This window comes from Altericroceibacterium endophyticum, from assembly GCF_009827595.1.
GTDB lineage: Bacteria > Pseudomonadota > Alphaproteobacteria > Sphingomonadales > Sphingomonadaceae > Altericroceibacterium > Altericroceibacterium endophyticum.
In genome coordinates this window covers 302,843-320,797 of the sequence record NZ_WTYT01000005.1, presented here as the reverse complement: position 1 = coordinate 320,797, position 17,955 = coordinate 302,843, and the positions used below count along the sequence as shown (strand labels likewise).

Genomic DNA, 17,955 nt, shown 5'->3' with positions numbered 1-17,955 from the left:
TTACAGGCCCCCCATGGCCAACATGGACGACGCGCCCTTTTCGGCGCTGTCAGCATTGGCGCGGAACATGCCGAACAGTTCCCGGCCCATGCCCATTGCCGCTGCCGGGCGTTCGGCCGGTTCCCGTGCACTGAGGTCGGCCGTCGTTTCCAGCGTGCCCTCTTCAGCGCAAAGCCGGATCACATCGCCATCACGCAGCAGAGACAGCGGTCCGCCGCCCAGCGCTTCGGGTGTGCAATGGATCGCGCAAGGCACCTTGCCACTGGCGCCCGACATGCGGCCATCCGTGACCAGCGCGACCTTGTAACCGCGATCCTGCAGCACGCCGAGCGGCGGTGTCAGCTTGTGCAATTCGGGCATGCCATTGGAGCGGGGCCCCTGAAAACGAACAACGACCACCACATCGCGGTCAAGTTCGCCTGCGGAGAAGGCCTTGGACACATCCTCCTGACGTTCAAAAACGCGGCAGGGAGCCTCAACCGTCCAGCGCTGTTTCTCAACCGCGCTGGTCTTGAAACAGGCGCGGCCAAGATTGCCCTGAACCAGCCGCATTCCGCCATCGGGCTGGAACGGGTTGCTTGCCGGACGCAGCATGGTGTCATCGCCGCTCGGCCCGACGGGGCGCCAGGTGAGCGTGTCGCCATCAAGAATGGGTTCTTCGGCATAAGCGGACATATCCGCGCCGCCGACCGTCATAATATCCTTATGCGCCAGCCCGGCATCAAGCAGTTCGCCAACCACATAGCCGATCCCGCCGGCATCGTGGAAATGGTTCACATCGCCCGATCCATTGGGATAAACATGCGCCAGCAGCGGTACGACGGAGGAGAGTTCGGCCAGATCGTTCCAGTCGAGATCGATCCCGGCGGCGCGGGCCATGGCGGGCAGGTGGATCGCGTGATTGGTGGACCCGCCGGTGGAGAGCAGGCCGACGGCGGCATTCACAATGGCTTTTTCATCGACGCAGCGGGACAGCGGACGGTAATCGTCGCCATCGCTGGTGATTGCGGCCAGCCGGTGCGTTGCCGCACGGGTCAGGGCCTGCCGCAAGGGGGTGCCGGGATGGACAAAGGCCGCGCCGGGCATATGCAGGCCCATCAGTTCCATCATCATCTGATTGGAATTGGCCGTGCCGTAGAAGGTGCAGGTGCCGGGCGAATGGTAGCTCTTGCTTTCGCTTTCGAGCAATTCGGCGCGCGTTGCCTTGCCTTCAGCATAAAGCTGCCGGACTTTCTGCTTTTCCTTATTGGCAATGCCGGTCGGCATCGGTCCCGATGGCACGAACACGGCCGGCATATGGCCAAAGCGCAAAGCGCCGATCAGCAGTCCGGGCACGATCTTGTCGCAAATCCCCAGCAAGGCCATGCCATCATACATCGCATGGCTGAGCGCGACTGCAGTGGAGAGCGCGATTACATCGCGGGAAAAGAGCGACAGCTCCATCCCGTCCTGCCCCTGAGTCACGCCATCGCACATGGCCGGAGTGCCGCCAGCAACCTGCGCCGTGGCGCCCACTTCGCGGGCATAGATCTTCATTTGCGGCGGGAATGCGCCATAGGGCTGATGCGCCGAAAGCATATCATTGTAAGCGGTGATAATCGCGAGATTGGGGCCGCGCTGGGTCTTGATTGCCTGCTGGTCTTCCTCCGCGCCGGCAAAGGCATGGGCAAGATTGGAGCAGGAGAGCGAATTGCGATCGGGCTGGCGTTCCGCCTCGCGGTCCATCAGCTCCAGATAATCGCGCCGCGAATCCTTCGATTTCTCGATGATCCGGTCGGTCACGCGCTCAACCACGGGGTTGAGATTACTCATGCCAGCTTACTCCATCCCGTTCCGCCAGCGCGATGGCGGCGCTTGGGCCCCAGCTGCCGGAACTATATGTTCTAGGTTTTAGCTTTTCACTGGACCATTGGTTCCGAATTCCGTCGATCCAGCTCCATTGCGCCTCGACTTCGTCGCGCCTGACGAACAGGGTCTGATCCCCTTCGATGAGGTCCATCAGCAGCCGTTCATAGGCAATGCGGCGATGTGTCCCGGTAAAGGCATCAGGCATCGCAATGTCGAGCGGAACCGGGCGCAGCGACAATCCGTCACGGTCCAGTCCGGGTACTTTCGCCATGAGGGTCAGCGAAATGTTCTCTTCGGGTTGAATGCCAATCACCAATTCGTTCGGCACTGTTTTGGCATCGAAGATCGAATGGGGGATGTGCCGGAAGCGGACGACAATTTCGGTCACGCGTTCGCTCAGCCTTTTGCCGGTGCGCATGTAGAAGGGCACGCCCTTCCAGCGCCAATTATCGACATGGGCCTTCAGCGCGACGAAGGTTTCCGTGTCGCTGTCGCGGCCCAGTTCTTCATCATATCCGGGGACGATTTTCCCACTGACTGCGCCGCCGCGATATTGCCCGGTTACGCTTTCGCCTTCACCAATGGGCCGCAAGGCGCGCAGCACTTTGACCTTTTCATCGCGCACAGCGGCGGCGTCAAAGCTGGTGGGCGGTTCCATCGCGACCAAGGCCAGCAATTGCAGCATATGGTTTTGCACCATGTCGCGCAGCGCGCCGGCATCGTCATAGAAATCGACCCGGCTTTCCAGCCCGACCGTTTCGGCAACGGTGATCTGAACATGTTCGATATGGTTGGCATTCCACAGCGGTTCGAACAGAATATTGGCAAAGCGCAGGGCCAGCAGGTTCTGCACCGTTTCCTTGCCAAGATAATGATCGATCCGGAAAATCCGGTCTTCAGGGAAGGCCGAGGCCACCGCATCATTGATTTCGCAGCTGGAGCCCAGATCGGTGCCGAGCGGCTTTTCCAGTCCGATGCGGACATTGCCATTTGCCAGACCGCTATGTTGCAGGCCCTTGATCGTGGGTTCAAACAGGCTGGGGGCGGTCGACAGGAAAATCGCCAGGCCCTTTTCCGGCTGGCCGACTTTTTCCGCCAATTCGTCGAACCCCTCCAGCGTGGTCGCATCAAGCGGCTGATAGCGCAGGCGATTGAGGAATTCGGCCATACCGCCACGGCGATCCGCCGGCAGGAACTTTTCCAACGCGGCACGGGCGAAATTGCGAAATTCGGAATCGGTCATTTCCGAACGGGCCGTGCAGATTATGGAGAGTTCGGAATCCAGCAATCCATCCGCATCCAGTGCGCATAAAGAGGGCAGCAGCATTCTTTGCGCCAGATCCCCGGTCGCGCCAAATAGGAGAAGACGGTCGGCGGTGAAACTCATACGCATAACTCCGGTATAGTCCGGTTGAAGTCGATGTTTTGGCGGTCGCATATACCACCAGCAGCGCCGCCACCTTCACAGGTCATGTGCATTCCCTGCAAGTGCTATATTGCCGTTATCCGGAAAAGAGTGTGCTGCTGCGGCGCCGGATAAGCGTCCATACCGAGTGTCTCTATATCTTGTAGCGCTATATTCAACCTTGTCGGCATTCGATTTGTTTATCACCAAAGGTGCAGGGGCCGAAACTGGTGAGGAAGCTGACATCTGCTGCATCGCGGCCGATGCCGATTTTTACGCTGGTATCGGGCGTTGCCATGTCGGTGGCATCAACCAGATGCCATGCGCCGCCGTTGGGTATCGTGGGATCGGCGAGGAATACTTCTGCCACGGCGTGAAAATCCGGCGGCTGCACACCGGGCGCATAGAGGCTGACATACCGTGCGGGAATGCCGGAAGCGCGGGCCAGAGTGACCACCAGATGCGCATAATCGCGGCAAATTCCCTGCCGGTCGAAAAAGGTGTCGAGGGCGGTGGTGCTGGGGGTGGAACTGCCCGGTTCGTAAGTCAGGTGATCGCGGACCCAGTCACGAATGGCGACAATCTTTGCACCGCCCGATACCGTGCCGAATTCCTCCAGCGCAAATGGCTGAAAGCGGTCAGCGGGACAGTAGCGCGAATCAAACAGATATTGGACTGCGCCGCCAGGCAGGTCATGCGGTTCCATCGCGGCCAGATCTGCCATATTGACGCTCAGCCGTTCAATCTCGACCGTGGCGGAATATTCGACCTGACAGCGGCCTTCCTTGCGCAGCCAGATCCGCTCGCCAATGTCATCCTGCGCCGGAACGCGGGCGAAATAATCCGATTTGTCGATCTGCGTCGTGGCAGAAATGATGGTTTGTTCGGGGATCGCAGCCGCTTCAAATTGAAGAAGCAGATCGGTGGGCTGGTCCAGTTCGAAACTGAAATGCGCGGTGATGTGTATAGCCATATGTTTCAGCAACCATCGCCGGCAGAAACTGTTTCCCGAAACCCGCGCCTATTCGCCCAGCAGATGCAAAATGATCCGCCGCCGATGCGGCCGGGCCCGATGTTCGGCCAGAAATACGCCCTGCCACGTGCCGAGCATCATCTGTCCCGCCGCGACGGGAATGGTCAGGCTGTTACCGGTCAGCATGGCCTTGATATGGGCGGGCATATCGTCCGGGCCTTCATCGTCATGCGCATAGTGGCTCCCTTCTGGCACCGTCCGATCGAGCCAGCGCAGAATATCGCCCGGCACTTCGCGTGCGGCATTCTCATTGATGAGCAGGGATGCGGAAGTGTGCTGGCAGAAAATCGTCAGCAGGCCATCCGAGATACCGCTATCGCCGAGCCAGTCGGCAATCTCATGGGTACATTCATTAAGGCTTTGCCCCTGCGTGGCGATGGTCAGCGTGGTATGAATCTGGCGCATGGCTGCCCATATAGGCGACATGCACAGCCAAGGCGACTTCTTTGCCGACACACCACCTGCGTTTACGGTGCCCGGCCTCACTCTGGTGGAGGAAGCCATCACGTGTGAGCAGGAGCGCGACTATGCTGCGGCGATCGATGTCGCGCCGCTCGCACCCTTCCGCTTCGGTCAGTGGGAGGGCAAGCGGCTGACGGTAAATTACGGTTCAGCCTATGATTATGCCCGCGGCAAAGTGACCGACGCGCCGGATTTTCCCGCATGGCTGGAGGCGCTGAAGCATCAGCTTGCGCCGTTGTTTGATCTTGACCCTGCGGCTCTGCGTCAGGCGTTGCTGATCCGTTATGATCCTGGGGCAGGGATCGGCTGGCACCGCGACCGGCCGCAATATGGCGATGTGTTGGGCCTGTCGCTGAGCGCACCAGCGGTGCTGCGTCTCCGGCAGCGGCAGGAAAGTGGCGGCTTCCGGCGCCATACCGTCCCGCTCGCTCGCCGGTCAGCCTATCGGCTATCCGGCAAAGCGCGGCAGGAATGGGAGCATTCGATCGTGCCGATGGAGGTAACCCGGCATTCAATCACGCTTAGGACGATGCGCTAGGCGTTAGTCCGTGGCAATCACACCATAGAGGTCATGCGCGTCGGCATCTTCAACCATGACATTCACGAAATCGCCTTGCTTCAGCGTTTCAGGAACATTGCGCAGATAGACGGCGCCGTCGATTTCAGGAGCATCGGCACGGCTGCGACCAGTGGCACCAATGTCGCCATCTTCATCCGGCTCCCCGACCTCGTCGATGATCACCTGTTGCAATCCGCCGACCTTGGCGGCGAGCTTGGCCGCGCTGATCGCTTCGGTCTTCTCCATCAGCCGGGCGTAGCGCTCTTCCTTCACGTCCTCCGGCACCTGATCAGGCAGCGCATTGGCCTGCGCCCCTTCAACCGGTTCGAAGCGGAAACCGCCCACGCGGTCGAGCTGTGCTTCCTCGAGCCAGTCGAGCAGATATTCGAAATCGGCCTCGGTTTCGCCGGGGAAGCCGACCACGAAGCTCGATCGCACGGTGATGTCCGGGCAGATCTCACGCCATTTTTTCAACCGATCAAGCACCTTGGCCTCATTGGCCGGGCGCTTCATGGCTTTCAGCACGGATGGCGCTGCATGCTGGAAGGGAATGTCGAGATAGGGCGTGATCAGCCCCTCCGCCATCAACGGAATGACCTGATCGACATGCGGATAGGGATAGACATAATGCAGCCGCACCCATGGCGTGTCGCCGTCCGGCGTGCGCAGCTGCCCCAATTCGCGCGCAAGATCGGTCATATGGGCGCGGGTTTCGCGGCCCTTCCACAAGCGTGCCTCATGTCTTGTATCAACGCCATAGGCGCTGGTGTCCTGACTGATGACCAGCAGTTCCTTCGTGCCGGCAGCGACCAGCTTTTCCGCCTCGCGCAGCACGGCATCAATCCGGCGGCTGACCAGTTTTCCGCGCAGATCGGGGATGATGCAGAAGGCGCAGGAATGGTTGCAGCCTTCTGAAATCTTGAGATAGGAATAATGCCGCGGGGTCAGCTTGATATCGGGCTGGGGCACCAGATCGATGAAGGGCCCTTGGCTGGGCGGGGCGGCCACATGCACGGCATCCACCACATCTTCATATTGATGCGCGCCGGTAATCGCCAGAACTTCGGGGAACTTGGCGCGGATCGCCTCCGCTTCCTCGCCCATGCAGCCGGTCACGATGACGCGGCCATTTTCCTTGATTGCCTCCCCAATGGCGGAAAGGCTTTCTTCCTTGGCAGAATCGAGGAAGCCGCAAGTGTTGACGAGCACGACATCAGCCCCGGCATAATCGGGGCTCATCGCGTAGCCGTCGGCACGCAGCTTGGTGAGGATACGCTCGGAATCGACAAGAGCCTTGGGACAGCCAAGACTAACCATGCCGACACGGCGCTGTTCGGGAATGCGGGTGGCCATGATGCGCGCCCCTAGCTATTGAATGTCCGGAAGTCACGCGCGAACCGTTCGCGCTAAGCAGCGATAATGGGACCAATCATGGGCGAAATCAATATGCTGGCGGTTTTTCTGGCCGCTTGCGCTTTCTTTGCAGTGGGCATGATCTGGTACGGATTGCTGTTTGGCAAGCTGTGGCAGCGCGAAGCGGGCCTGACCGATCAGCATATTGCCGATGGCAAACCGATGGTGTTGATTCTCGCGCTGGCATTTCTGTTTGAACTGCTGATCGCACTGATGCTGGGCCACCAATTTGCTCGCACCAGCCCGAGCGTGCGGGGAATGATGATGATTTCCAGCGGTTTTGGTCTGACCATCATGACACCGGCGCTGGGCATCAATTACCTGTTTCAGCGCAAATCAGGCAAATTGTTCGCGATTGATGCGCTGCATCTCATCACCGGGATGACGGCGATGGGTTTGGTGTTTCTGGCGTTTCGTTAATTTGAAGCGGGTCTAGGCCGTAAACTCATAAACAGTACCATCGAGGTTTGAGGCAAAATGGCTCAGCGTCAGGAAAGAAGGCGTGGGAATATGTCGATATTTCAAGGCTTCTTGACGCAGCGATGGGCCATTTTGGCCAAATCGCTTTGCGACGCCCAAATGGCTTCCCTCTCGAAACAAATCGCCCTGGAAAGGCAAACAGCCTTCCCGGCGGGCGCTTTGCTCCGATATGTTCGCCATTTGGGCGCCTCGACGGTGCTGTTTATGCGTTTACGGCCTAGCTTGCCACTTCATCATCGGTGACGGGCTCATCGCGCGACGGGCGGATTTCGACCACGATATCGCCCGATTGCAGCATGCCTGCCTCATCTTCCCAGAAGCCATGCGCCCCGGCACCGCGATAGACGCGCAGACCTTTACCGCCCGTGGCCAGTTCGGCCAGCGGCTTACCCACTTCTTCGGGCAAGACAGAGCGTTCGACAAGCTGTACCCGCCCTGTCACGGAGGCCAGATCGGCCAGATAATCGGCAATATGCGCCCCTTGCGCGCTACCGGCGAGGAGCAGGCCGGTAAAGCGCACCGGGTTGATCACATTGTCGGCCCCGGCCTGATGGGCCAGAATTTCATTATCGGCCGCGCGCACCACGACGCTGATCGGGACATTGGGTGCCAGATGACGCACGGTCAGCACGATCAGGATAGAGGCATCGTCACGCCCGGCTGAAACCAAAACGGTCTTTGCCTTGCGAATGCGCACCGCCATCAGACTTTCGTCGCGCGTGGCATCGCCCTCGATCACATTGCAGCCCAGCGCCTCGGCATGGGCCAGGCGATCCTTATGCGTGTCCATCACGACGATACAGCTGGGATCGGTGCCGCGTTCGATCAATTCGCCGACGGCTTCAGAGCCGGAAACACCGAAACCCAGCACCACGAAATGGTCGGAGAGCTGTTCCTGAATGCGGGCCATGCGGAATTTCTCCCAACTGCGTTTGATGATGAAATTGTAGGCGGTGCCCACGAAGATGAAAATGACCGCAAAGCGGATCGGAGTCACGATGAGCGCCTCCACCAGTCGGGCGCGATCGCTGATCGGGGCGATATCGCCAAAGCCGGTGGTGGTGATGGATATCATCGTGAAATAGACGACGTCGAGGAAGCTTACCTCGCCATCCAGATTATCGACCAGCCCGTCGCGGTCCCACCAATGGACCATCACCACCAGAAAGACGAGGCCGAGGGCGGCGGACAGGCGGATGCCGATATCTGCCCAGACCGGCACACGCACGGCACGTTTCAGCGGTGTGAACCGGCGGCTGCGCACAGCGTCATTATATTTGCGGGAGCGGTGCGACTGCGCCATGCCGCTTTAGCTGCTTTGGGCGAAGGTTTCACCCAGATCGCCGAGCGACGCATAATGGGTGAGATCAAGCTGGATAGGCGTCAGCGAAATATATCCCTCGGCCACGGCTTCCAGATCGGTGCCGTGGTCAAGCGAATGTTCGATATCGTCCAGCCCGAACCAGAAATAAGGCCGCCCGCGCGGATCGGTCGCTTCCACCAGCGAGCCGCGGGCATAATCGTGGAAACCCTGCCGCACCACGCGAATGCCTTTCACCTCGGCGGCAGGCAAAGCGGGGAAGTTGACGTTGATGACGCAGCGCCGGGGAATTTGCGTAGTGAGCAAAGGGCGAATGACTCTCTCGGCCCATTGCTCGGCTGCATCGAAACCCGGGCCGTCAGCGCCGCCGCGCATGGACTGGCTGAGCGCGATGGCCGGAATGCCGGCCAGGGCGCCTTCCATTGCGGCTGAAATCGTGCCCGAATAGGTCACGTCATCGGCCAGATTTTCGCCATTATTGACGCCTGAAATGATCAGGTCGGGCATTTTGTCAGCAAAGAATTTGCGCAGGGCCAGATTGACCGAATCGGTCGGCGTTCCGGTCACGGCATAGCGTTTTTCACCATGCTCCTTCAGCCGAACGGGCTGGTGCAGGGTCAGCGAATGGCCGGCGCCGGAATTCTCCTCAGCCGGGGCGCAGACCCACACATCGTCGGAAATCTGCCGCGCTATATTCTCCAGAACCGCAAAACCGGGTGCGTGAATACCGTCATCATTGGTGAGGAGAATGCGCATGAAATCCTTTCGCTTATTATTGTTTTACGCTGGTGTCAGACGCTCCATCCCACCGCAATAGGGTTTGAGCGCATCGGGGATTACCACCGAACCATCTTCCTGCTGCCCGTTTTCGAGCAGCGCGACAAGGGTGCGTCCGACGGCCAGGCCCGATCCGTTCAGCGTATGGACGAATTCGGTTTTCTTTGCACCTTCAGGACGATAGCGGGCATTCATGCGCCGGGCCTGATAATCACCGCACCAGCTGACCGAGCTGATTTCCCGATAGGCGCTCTGGCCCGGAAGCCAGACTTCCAGATCAAAGGTCTTCTTCGCCGTCGCGCCCATGTCGCCGGTGCACAGCAGCATCTTGCGATAGGGCAGCTCAAGCGCTTGCAGAATGGCTTCGGCCGACGCTGTCATATAGTCATGCTCTGCCTGCCAGTCTTCCGGGCGGCAAATGGTGACGAGCTCCACCTTGTCGAATTGATGCTGGCGAATATAGCCGCGCGTATCACGTCCCGCCGCACCCGCTTCGGAGCGGAAACAAGGGGTCAGGGCCGTCAATCGCAAAGGCGCTGAAAGATCATCGATAATCTGTTCGCGCACCGAATTGGTCAGGCTGACTTCCGCCGTCGGGATCAGCCAGCGGCCATCGGTGGTGCGGAACAAATCTTCCGAAAATTTGGGCAATTGCCCTGTGCCGAAAACAGCCTCGTCACGCACCAGCAAAGGCGGGGCACATTCCATATAGCCGCGCGTCGCTGTCTGGAAATCGAGCATGAATTGCGCGATTCCGCGCTGGAAACGCGCCATCTGGCCTTTCAGAAAGGTGAAACGCGCACCAGCAATGGCGGCGCCGGTTTCAAAATCGAGACCAAGCGCGGGGCCGATATCGGCATGTTCCATGGGTTTAAAGGAAAATTCGCGCGGAGTGCCCCAGCGGCTGACTTCCTGATTGTCATCTTCATCCGTGCCTTGCGGCACACCGTCCATCGGCAGATTGGGCAGGCGGGCGATCAGATCATTGAGTTCGGCGGAGAGCACGCGGTCCTGCTCTTCAAGCTGGGGCAGGGTCTGTTTCAGTTCAGCCACTTCGGCCTTCAGACTTTCGGCGGTTTCCGTGTCACCCTGGCCCATCGCCTTGCCGATGGCTTTGGACGCCTCGTTCCGGCGGCTTTGCGCCTCCTGCATGCGGGTGGAAACGCCGCGGCGCTGTTCATCCAGCGCCAGGATTTGCGCAGCAGCAGGCTCTGCCCCGCGCAGGGCCAGTCCGGCATCGAAAGTTTCGGGATTGTCGCGAATAAAACGAAGGTCATGCATGGCTGCGCGCTATGCCCGTTCAGCGCGGGACTTGTCCAGTAGGGACAGTGCCGGAAAGGGCGTTTTCGATGCCGGTCTATAATATCGATGACAACTCAAATAAATTCTCTACTTTGCCATGCCATAATTGAGGGAGAGGACATAGATGATGCTTGCCAGACCATTCGCCTTAGCCGCGGCGTTTGCCATTTTCCTTCATCCTCTCAGCGCACATGCGCAGTCTGCGCCCGCGGCGAAAGAAGAATGGGTCACTGTTCACAGTGACGCGATTGCCGGCAACCTTGAGGGAAACGATGCGAACCGTGATGTTCTGGTCGTTTTGCCGGCCAGCTATGAGACGCATCCGGAGGCACGCTATCCGGTGGTCTATTTCCTCCATGGCTATCTCGGCACTCCGAAGGGATATGATGAATATCTCGATTTTTCCGGGGCGGTCGCCGGCGCGGAGGCTGAAGGTAACGAGCTGATTATGGTCGTGCCTGACGGGAACAGCAAACATGGCGGTGCGATGTATTCAAATTCCCCAACCACCGGGAATTTCGAAGATTTCGTCACGCATGAGCTGGTGTCCTATGTTGACGAAAACTATCGGACGATTGCCGAACCGCAGTCACGCGGCTTGGCGGGGCATTCCATGGGCGGATATGGCACTTTGCGTTTGGGCATGAAGTATCCCGGTATCTTTTCCAGTCTCTACGCCATGAGTGCGTGCTGCCTCTCCCAGCGCCCCCTTACGCTTGCCGATGCCAAAGAAGCGGAGGCGAATGACGGAACGGACGACGAGAATATGGACTTTTTGCAGCGGAGTACGCTGGCGGTTCTTGCCTCCTGGTCTCCCGATCCGGCGCGTGAGCCCAACTATATCGACACCGGAATTGAGGGGGATGCGCTCGATCCGCTTGTTATCGGGCGAATGGCCGCCAATGCGCCTCTGGTGATGATGGCGCAATATGTGCCGGCATTGAAGAGTTACGAAGCGATTGCGCTGGATGTTGGTGACGAGGATAACCTCTACAACGACAATAACGCGGTGCATGGTGAACTGTCGCGCTTCAACATCGCACATGATTGGGAAGTGTATTCTGGCGACCATGGCAATCGCATTGCGGAGCGTTTGCGGAGCAAGGTCTTGCCTTTCTTCGGCGAACATCTGGACAGATCTCCGGCGGCGAAGTCACGCTGAGCCACTCGGAAGAACTAATCCCCTAACGTGTCCTGTAGCCTGTCGACTTCCTCGGACATGTCTCTGATGGCCTGCGAAAGGCGGTTCTTGTCCTCTTCGGAAATGGAGTGCGTTAGGGTTTGATAATAGGTCCGGCGATGATCTCTGATCTTGATAAACAAATCCTGACCTTCCGGTGTCGTATGGATGATCAGCCGGCGCTTATTATTCTCGGCAGGTTGCCGCGTGACCAGCCCAGCCTCAGTCAATCGGGACACTGCCCTGCTGATCTCAGCGCGGTCGACATGACCATCGCGCCCGATCAGGCTGGCGCTTGATGGCCCCGCAACACCGATAAAAGCCAGCACGCGCCACTCCGCCAAAGTCAGCCCAAATTCGCCGTGCAAATGCCGGGTGGCCTGGCGGTCAATCTTCTTGGCCAGGATAAGCAATTGGTAAGGAAAGTGATCGCTGCCGTACAGGGCAGACATGGATGAAGGCTTCATCCGATTGAAATTGCCTGAGCCAAGCGGGAAATCAACTTTAAAGATGTTGACGGATCAACAAAATTAGGACTAGCTGCCATCAGATATAAATAATCGTCTGGTGAACCCCTGAAAATGTGCGGCTCCGTCCTGCCTTTCAGGGGGCTGGCGCGATATCCCAGGGGAGATGCTGTTGAACAAGAATGACGAGGAGCATCTGCTCTCCCCCTCCTATCGGCGAATGTTCATTGGTCTCGTATCGCTTGTGGCGGTCTTCAATTATGCGGACCGGGCAATTTTTGCCGCACTGGCTGAACAGATCAAAATCGATCTGAATCTGTCCGATTTGCAGCTCGGCATTCTGCAAGGGCTCGCCTTTGCCTTTCTCTACGCATTGCTTGGTTTGCCGATCGGGCGTCTTGCCGAACGCGCTTCACGCACGAAGATCCTCGCGGGGGCGATCATTCTCTGGTCGGCCATGACTGCGGCCTGCGGCCTGATCGGTAATTTCGTCCAGTTGCTGCTATGCCGGGTCGGCGTAGGTATGGGCGAGGCCGCAGCGCAGCCCGCGACGGCATCTTTGGTGGGCGATCACTTCCCGCGTGATAAGCGCGCATCCGTCATGTCGCTGGTGCTGCTCGGGTCACCCATAGGCAGTTTTCTCGGTGCATCGGTGGGCGGCTGGATCGGAGGCATCTGGGGGTGGCGGGCGGCTTTCATAGCCCTTGGCATTCCTGGTGTGGTCGTGGGGGTTCTGGTGCTGCTGGTGCTGCGCGAACCACGCCGCGGCCTGGTCGATAATACGCCGGTTACACGCACGCCGCCACCTGATTTCCGGGCTTTCCTGCGTGCGATACGGCGGAAGCGGGCGCTGCTCTTCGTCATTCTCGGGGGATCACTGGCCGGTTTTGGCATGACCTCGATCTCTCAGTTCATGGCGGTGTTTCTGATCCGTACCTATGATTTGCCGGTGCAATATGGCGGGACATTATATGGCGTCATATCGGGCGTGTCTTTGACGCTGGGCCTGCTGATCGGCTCTTTCGGAACCGACTGGCTTGCCGGGCGCGGAGATATCCGCTGGCCGGCCTGGGGCGCGGCTGCAGGGCTGATGATAGCACCCTTTCTTTACTGGATCGCTTTCAGCACGACGTCGGTTGCGCTGGGCACGGGCATGCTCATTCTGTCCGGCGCGTGCCTGCTGCTATACTTCGGCCCCACCCAGGGGATGATCCAGAACATGCTGGAGCCGCGAATGCGGGCAACAGGCGTGGCCCTGTTCAGCATACTCTATACGATTTTTGGTTACGGGCTGGGTCCGACCTTCGTGGGGTGGCTCAGCGACTATTATGCCAAAATCTCGTTTCAGGGTGATTTCGCGGCCCAATGCCACGGGCCGAAAGCGGCTATGGCGGCATCCCAATTGCTCGGCCCTGACCCTTGCGCGATAGCAGCGGCCTATGGCGTCAAATCGGCATTGATGAGTGCAGTCGGGATATTCTTTGTCGCCGCGCTCTGCTTCCTGCTGGCATCGCGAACCATGGATAAGGATTATTATATGCCGGGGGATGAAGCATGACCGAGCGGGGCGATCTTCGCGACTGGTTTGAAACCTATCTTGCTGCCTTCAACCGAGGGGATTCTGAGGAATTCGGAGCCTATTATGCCGATCAGGTGGTCTTTCAGGGACAGGCGGCGCAAGTCGTTGGCCGTGATGCGGTGATCCGTTTCTATGATGAAGTGCGTCAATATCTGGAGGAACGGGTCGAATTGCTGAGCTTCGTCGGCGCCGGAGACGGACAGCATATATTCGCCGAATTGCGTACCAATCTGCGTGCTGTGAAGGATTGGCCCGACATGCCAACTGGCGCAATGGCAGCAGGCGATGAGCGCTGGAGCGTCAACTTCGCGCTCTACGATATTGAGGATCAGCGCTTCACCCGCGTGCGGACAGCGCGCGTTGCGAGCAGCAAGAGGGCTTCGTCATGACCGATACAATAAGCCCCGAAGATCACTTTCGCGCCTATATGGCCGCTTTCAATGCCAGCGACTGGGCCGCGCTCAGCGACTTTTATGCGCCTGACATTCGCCTCACCATCGGCAATGGTACCGAGCTGATTGGCCGGCAGGCGATTATTGATTTCTATACGGGGGTAAAATCCCAGACCCGCCGGACGATCAAGGTGCTCAATTGCTTCAGTGATGGGCCATTGCTGGCCGCCGAGCTGGAATCTGAATTTCTGGCGCTTGAAAACATTCCCGACTTCACGTCTCGCCCGCTGAACAAGGGCGATCGCTACTACATCAACAGCGTTGCCTTATATGAAGCCCGGGCGGGGCAGTATATTCGTATTCGCGCAGCGGTGATGAAGCGGGAATACCGTCAGGCTGGCTAGGCCATAGACTCATAAACAGTGCCTCGATGGTGCTGTTTATGGGGCTACGGCCTAGGTCTCAGAACGATATGTGCAGCGGTTTTTCCTGTGCCAGCGAGCCGGGCCAATCGAAGCCGTCCTGCGGAATGTTGGAGGGCTCTCTTGGTTCGAAAGAGGATGCTGAATTGACGTCACCGCCAAGATAACGCGTGCCTGTCGGATAGGCGTAAAGCGGTCGTGTCCGAATGGTGTCATCGTCAAGTGTGGCCACGGCAGTGACCGCATCGGGCGCTTTCCCCGTTTCCACCCAATTGACCACCGCCCCAAGGAAATCCTGATCGTAGGGCACATAGCCGCCGACACAGTGATAACCGCCCGGCACCAGAAACATGCGGGCGAAGCTGCGCACATTATCGAGACCGCCCATCTGGTCGCGCATCGCCTGATAATAGTCGAGCATTCCATAAGCACCGGCCGCATTATCGGCAAAGCCCTGCCACATCAGCAATTTGCCACCAGCGTTTTGAAAGGTGGAAATATCAGGCTGACCGGCATCATACAGCTCTCCCCCCTTGATCAGGCGTTGCAGGCTCTCTTTTGAAAAGCGCCAGTCACGCCATGTGAAATCGGCGGGAAGATCGGGCAGCAGCAGATATTGGAGAAAGGACTGCGCGGCAAATTTGCCAGTCTCGATCGGGCTGCCCCGACCGATCCAGCCGAGCTCTCCGCCATAAGGCGCGCCGCCGGGAAACAGGGCATGACCGTCGGCATCGCTGGGGCCCCGGTAATAGGCGCGTGCAGCCGCAACCTGATCGGCGTTGAGACAGGTGGCATCGCCGTCTTCTCCTTCGCTGCAAGCCAGCTCTGCCGGATCGAAACGGCATTGGCGCGGATCGTCGATCTGGCGGTCAGGAATTCCATCCAGAGTGTCGCAGGCATCGAGCACTTTCCGGTGCAGCAGTTCTACAGCCGCGGAAGTGAAGACGGGCCGGCCATCGTCATAGAGACCCTGCTGCGCTTCCCACAGAAACAGTTGCATCGCAGCGGGCATCGCAACGGAAGACCCGGCGACGACACCGTCGAAATCCTCCGGATATCGCTGCACTTCCACCAAGGCTTCACGGCCACCGCCAGAACAGCCGGCAAAGTAACTCCATTCGGGAGGGGCGCCATAAAACTGCTGGATGATGGATTTGGATGCTACTGCCACGGCATGGGCGGCCTTATGCGCAAATTGTTCGCGCAATTCAGGATCGCCGACAGCCCAGGTCGCGTCGCCTATGCCGGCGCTGTGATGGCCGCCATTGTTGAAGGCGACGGCGAATCCACCGGAAACGGTATGCGCATTGCTGCAACGGGGCGTGATCTGGGTGCCGATGACCCCGCACATGCCGCCGCAGCCCCCCTGAAGAAACCGGCCGTTATAGCCGGACAGTGGGAGGCGCAGCTCGAATTCGGTCTGCGGTGCCGTGTATCCTTTGACGAGGCATGATGCGGGATGTTCCTGATCCGCCTGTTCGCGTGTCGCGGATCGTATGCGATAGACAATATCGCCCGAGTTCTGGGAAACCGGAACGACCAGAGCGTCGCAATCCATCACGGGCGCGATTTCCGCGCGCTCAGGCAGAGCAATCAATGGTGCCGATGATGCAGATATTGGTGCAGCACGGGCCGGTTCGGGCGCTGCAGCAGTCACCAGCCCCGCGATGAGTGAAACACACAATATCGAGAGCTGCGTGAGCTGCTTACGCATATTTTTCCACCAGTAGCTGTTCCGCTTTCAACGGATCGTTGCTTGTCGAAATCTCCGTGTCGAAAATCATCGTCGCACGGCTATCCGCCGCATATTCCGGCCAATCGGGCAGGCAATCGCCATTCGGATTGCCGCTGCGGGCGAAATTGGCCCAATAGGCACTCATCACATCGGCAAGTTGCTGAGCGCTGGCCGCGCGTTCACCAATCGAAGAATAGGCTTCTGCTACATTGTCGAAAACCATGGGCACTTCGACACCGTGCGGGCTGCGCAGCTTCCCACCTTGAGCGGGAGATTGCCATTTGACGAGATAGCCAAAAGCAGGTGCGGTCGCGCCATGCGCTCTGGATTCCAGCACAGTTCTGGCATTGCGTCCCATGCCAGCCTCGGTCGTGATCGCGAAAAACAGATCGCTCGGGCTCGCCTCCGGCCGCAATGTGCGGAATGCGGCGACCAGAGCCTCGGGGTCGCGTACCCGACCCTCCAACGCGCGCGGAAGGCTGTCCCAGTCGAGACTGAACGCATTTTCCGGCGGGAACAGCACGGTCGTTTCGGTGCTGGTATGGCCGGTCAGAACCGGGATGTCCGGCGAGATGACCGGCAGATCAGGGCCAAACGGGGTCTGCTTCATCACTGTGCCATCGGGAACAAGTCCCGGGCCCAACATGGGATTGCCCCCGGTAATTTTCTGTAGCGCAGCCAGCAGCCGAGGAACGGGTATGTTTCGCAAGGCGTCAACATCACCCGCGCTGACTCCCAGCGTGGAACAAAGCCGGGCGGTTATGCGCTCGGCATCTTCGGGCGCGACCGTCACCGTGCCGAAACCACTTTGCAGGATCGCGCGATGGAACAGGCCCTTTGCCTGCGGCATGGCCATCAGGCCGGCGATTTTCAAACCACCGCCTGAATGGCCAAAGATCGTTACATTGTCAGGATCGCCGCCAAATTGCGCGATATTGTCCCGCACCCATTCCAGCGCGGCCGCCTGATCCAGTTGCCCCGGATTGGCCGCCACCGATGGATCATCGCTCAAGGAACCGAAATAGAGATAGCCGAACAGGTTGAGCCGGTGATTGATCGAAACCACGACCACATCCTGCCGCGTGGCCAGATGCGTGCCGTCGGTAATCGGGCTGGCGCCCGAGCCCACCGCCAGCCCGCCGCCATGGATCCAGACCATGACCGGGCGCCGTTTCCCGTCATCAAGTCCGGGCGTCCAGACGTTGAGGGCAAGGCAGTCCTCTCCCGCAGCGGCAGGCTCCGCCCATGAACTGAACGGGTCGTTTCCAGGCTCGCCATTCTGGGGCGCGCGCAGGCCGAAAGTTGTTGCATCCCGCACGCCGCTCCATGGCTGCGGAGGACGAGGCGGAGCAAATCTGTTCGCTCCGCCCGTATCCGCGCCATAGGGAATGCCGCGGAAGATATTCACGCCTACGCGGCAAATTCCGCGAAGTTTGCCGGCGGCGGTTTCCACCACTGGGGTGGTTTCTGCCGCGAAGGCAGGCATGGCAAACAGCGCCCCGGCCATAAGCCCGCATCTGCGAGAGAATGTCCGCCGGGTGATGCCCGCCATTCGCGCATTACTGTGTGCCATGCCTGCT

The 17,955-nt window shown here is 59.2% G+C and carries 18 protein-coding genes; 6 read left to right on the top strand and 12 right to left on the bottom strand.

Features of this window, described 5'->3' with window-relative positions:
• The 4 genes from edd to GRI91_RS12625 form a co-directional block, all read right to left on the bottom strand.
• A complete protein-coding gene (edd, locus tag GRI91_RS12640) occupies positions 1-1,812 on the bottom strand; it encodes a phosphogluconate dehydratase (protein WP_160737040.1) in 1,812 nt (603 codons plus the stop codon).
• Complete coding sequence (zwf, locus tag GRI91_RS12635) at positions 1,805-3,235, bottom strand: glucose-6-phosphate dehydrogenase (RefSeq protein ID WP_160737039.1); 1,431 nt, start codon at positions 3,233-3,235, stop codon at positions 1,805-1,807. The genes edd and zwf overlap by 8 nt, the downstream gene beginning before the upstream one ends.
• 193 nt (positions 3,236-3,428) lie before the next feature.
• Positions 3,429-4,226 carry a transglutaminase-like domain-containing protein gene (locus tag GRI91_RS12630; RefSeq protein WP_160737038.1) on the bottom strand — a complete coding sequence of 266 codons (798 nt, stop codon included), beginning with the start codon at positions 4,224-4,226 and terminating at the stop codon, positions 3,429-3,431.
• A 48-nt stretch (positions 4,227-4,274) separates the two neighbouring features.
• Positions 4,275-4,691: a secondary thiamine-phosphate synthase enzyme YjbQ gene (locus tag GRI91_RS12625; protein ID WP_160737037.1), complete on the bottom strand. Its 417-nt coding sequence runs from the start codon at positions 4,689-4,691 to the stop codon at positions 4,275-4,277.
• Here GRI91_RS12625 and GRI91_RS12620 point away from each other — a divergent pair.
• Entirely contained in the window at positions 4,690-5,286 is a 597-nt protein-coding gene (locus GRI91_RS12620) for an alpha-ketoglutarate-dependent dioxygenase AlkB (RefSeq protein WP_202385577.1), read from the top strand. The genes GRI91_RS12625 and GRI91_RS12620 overlap by 2 nt on opposite strands.
• Before the next feature lie 3 nt (positions 5,287-5,289).
• Here GRI91_RS12620 and rimO read toward each other — a convergent pair whose 3' ends face one another.
• On the bottom strand, positions 5,290-6,660 hold the full coding sequence (gene rimO / locus GRI91_RS12615; protein ID WP_160737036.1) for a 30S ribosomal protein S12 methylthiotransferase RimO: 1,371 nt from the start codon (positions 6,658-6,660) through the stop codon (positions 5,290-5,292).
• Between the two features lie 78 nt (positions 6,661-6,738).
• Between rimO and GRI91_RS12610 the strand changes: the two genes are divergently transcribed.
• On the top strand, positions 6,739-7,140 hold the full coding sequence (locus GRI91_RS12610; protein ID WP_160737035.1) for a DUF1761 domain-containing protein: 402 nt from the start codon (positions 6,739-6,741) through the stop codon (positions 7,138-7,140).
• Positions 7,141-7,152: 12 nt separating this feature from the next.
• Here the strand turns inward: GRI91_RS12610 and GRI91_RS12605 are convergent, their stop codons facing one another.
• Genes GRI91_RS12605 through serS form a run of 4 tightly spaced genes read right to left on the bottom strand, consistent with a single transcriptional unit; the run spans position 7,153 to position 10,579 of the window.
• Positions 7,153-7,380 carry a hypothetical protein gene (locus GRI91_RS12605; protein WP_160737034.1) on the bottom strand — a complete coding sequence of 76 codons (228 nt, stop codon included), beginning with the start codon at positions 7,378-7,380 and terminating at the stop codon, positions 7,153-7,155.
• A 37-nt stretch (positions 7,381-7,417) separates the two neighbouring features.
• Entirely contained in the window at positions 7,418-8,503 is a 1,086-nt protein-coding gene (locus GRI91_RS12600) for a potassium channel family protein (protein ID WP_160737033.1), read from the bottom strand.
• Between the two features lie 6 nt (positions 8,504-8,509).
• Positions 8,510-9,277, bottom strand: coding sequence for a 5'/3'-nucleotidase SurE (surE, locus tag GRI91_RS12595; protein ID WP_160737032.1), 768 nt, complete (start codon positions 9,275-9,277; stop codon positions 8,510-8,512).
• Between the two features lie 24 nt (positions 9,278-9,301).
• Positions 9,302-10,579, bottom strand: a complete 1,278-nt coding sequence (serS, locus tag GRI91_RS12590; RefSeq protein ID WP_160737031.1) for a serine--tRNA ligase — start codon at positions 10,577-10,579, stop codon at positions 9,302-9,304.
• 145 nt (positions 10,580-10,724) lie between these two features.
• Here serS and GRI91_RS12585 point away from each other — a divergent pair, with 145 nt between their 5' ends.
• Positions 10,725-11,762: an alpha/beta hydrolase gene (locus tag GRI91_RS12585; protein WP_237437849.1), complete on the top strand. Its 1,038-nt coding sequence runs from the start codon at positions 10,725-10,727 to the stop codon at positions 11,760-11,762.
• Between the two features lie 14 nt (positions 11,763-11,776).
• Here the strand turns inward: GRI91_RS12585 and GRI91_RS12580 are convergent, their stop codons facing one another.
• Positions 11,777-12,232, bottom strand: a complete 456-nt coding sequence (locus GRI91_RS12580; RefSeq protein WP_160737030.1) for a MarR family winged helix-turn-helix transcriptional regulator — start codon at positions 12,230-12,232, stop codon at positions 11,777-11,779.
• A 187-nt stretch (positions 12,233-12,419) separates the two neighbouring features.
• On the opposite strand from GRI91_RS12580, the gene GRI91_RS12575 reads away from it, so the two are divergent.
• From GRI91_RS12575 to GRI91_RS12565, 3 genes are read left to right on the top strand one after another with little or no spacing between them, the layout of a single operon-like run.
• A complete protein-coding gene (locus tag GRI91_RS12575) occupies positions 12,420-13,805 on the top strand; it encodes a spinster family MFS transporter (RefSeq protein ID WP_160737029.1) in 1,386 nt (461 codons plus the stop codon).
• Positions 13,802-14,215 (top strand): nuclear transport factor 2 family protein, encoded by a 414-nt coding sequence (locus GRI91_RS12570; RefSeq protein ID WP_160737028.1) that lies wholly within the window; start codon positions 13,802-13,804, stop codon positions 14,213-14,215. The genes GRI91_RS12575 and GRI91_RS12570 overlap by 4 nt, the downstream gene beginning before the upstream one ends.
• A complete protein-coding gene (locus GRI91_RS12565; protein ID WP_160737027.1) occupies positions 14,212-14,622 on the top strand; it encodes a nuclear transport factor 2 family protein in 411 nt (136 codons plus the stop codon). Before GRI91_RS12570 ends, GRI91_RS12565 begins: the two co-directional genes overlap by 4 nt.
• A 58-nt stretch (positions 14,623-14,680) precedes the next feature.
• On the opposite strand, the gene GRI91_RS12560 is transcribed toward GRI91_RS12565, so the two are convergent.
• Both GRI91_RS12560 and GRI91_RS12555 read right to left on the bottom strand, forming a co-directional pair.
• The gene (locus GRI91_RS12560; protein ID WP_160737026.1) at positions 14,681-16,354 is read right to left on the bottom strand and encodes a tannase/feruloyl esterase family alpha/beta hydrolase; all 1,674 of its coding nucleotides are present in this window, start codon (positions 16,352-16,354) and stop codon (positions 14,681-14,683) included.
• Positions 16,347-17,948: a carboxylesterase/lipase family protein gene (locus GRI91_RS12555; RefSeq protein WP_160737025.1), complete on the bottom strand. Its 1,602-nt coding sequence runs from the start codon at positions 17,946-17,948 to the stop codon at positions 16,347-16,349. Before GRI91_RS12555 ends, GRI91_RS12560 begins: the two co-directional genes overlap by 8 nt.
• Between the last annotated feature and the right edge of the window lie 7 nt (positions 17,949-17,955).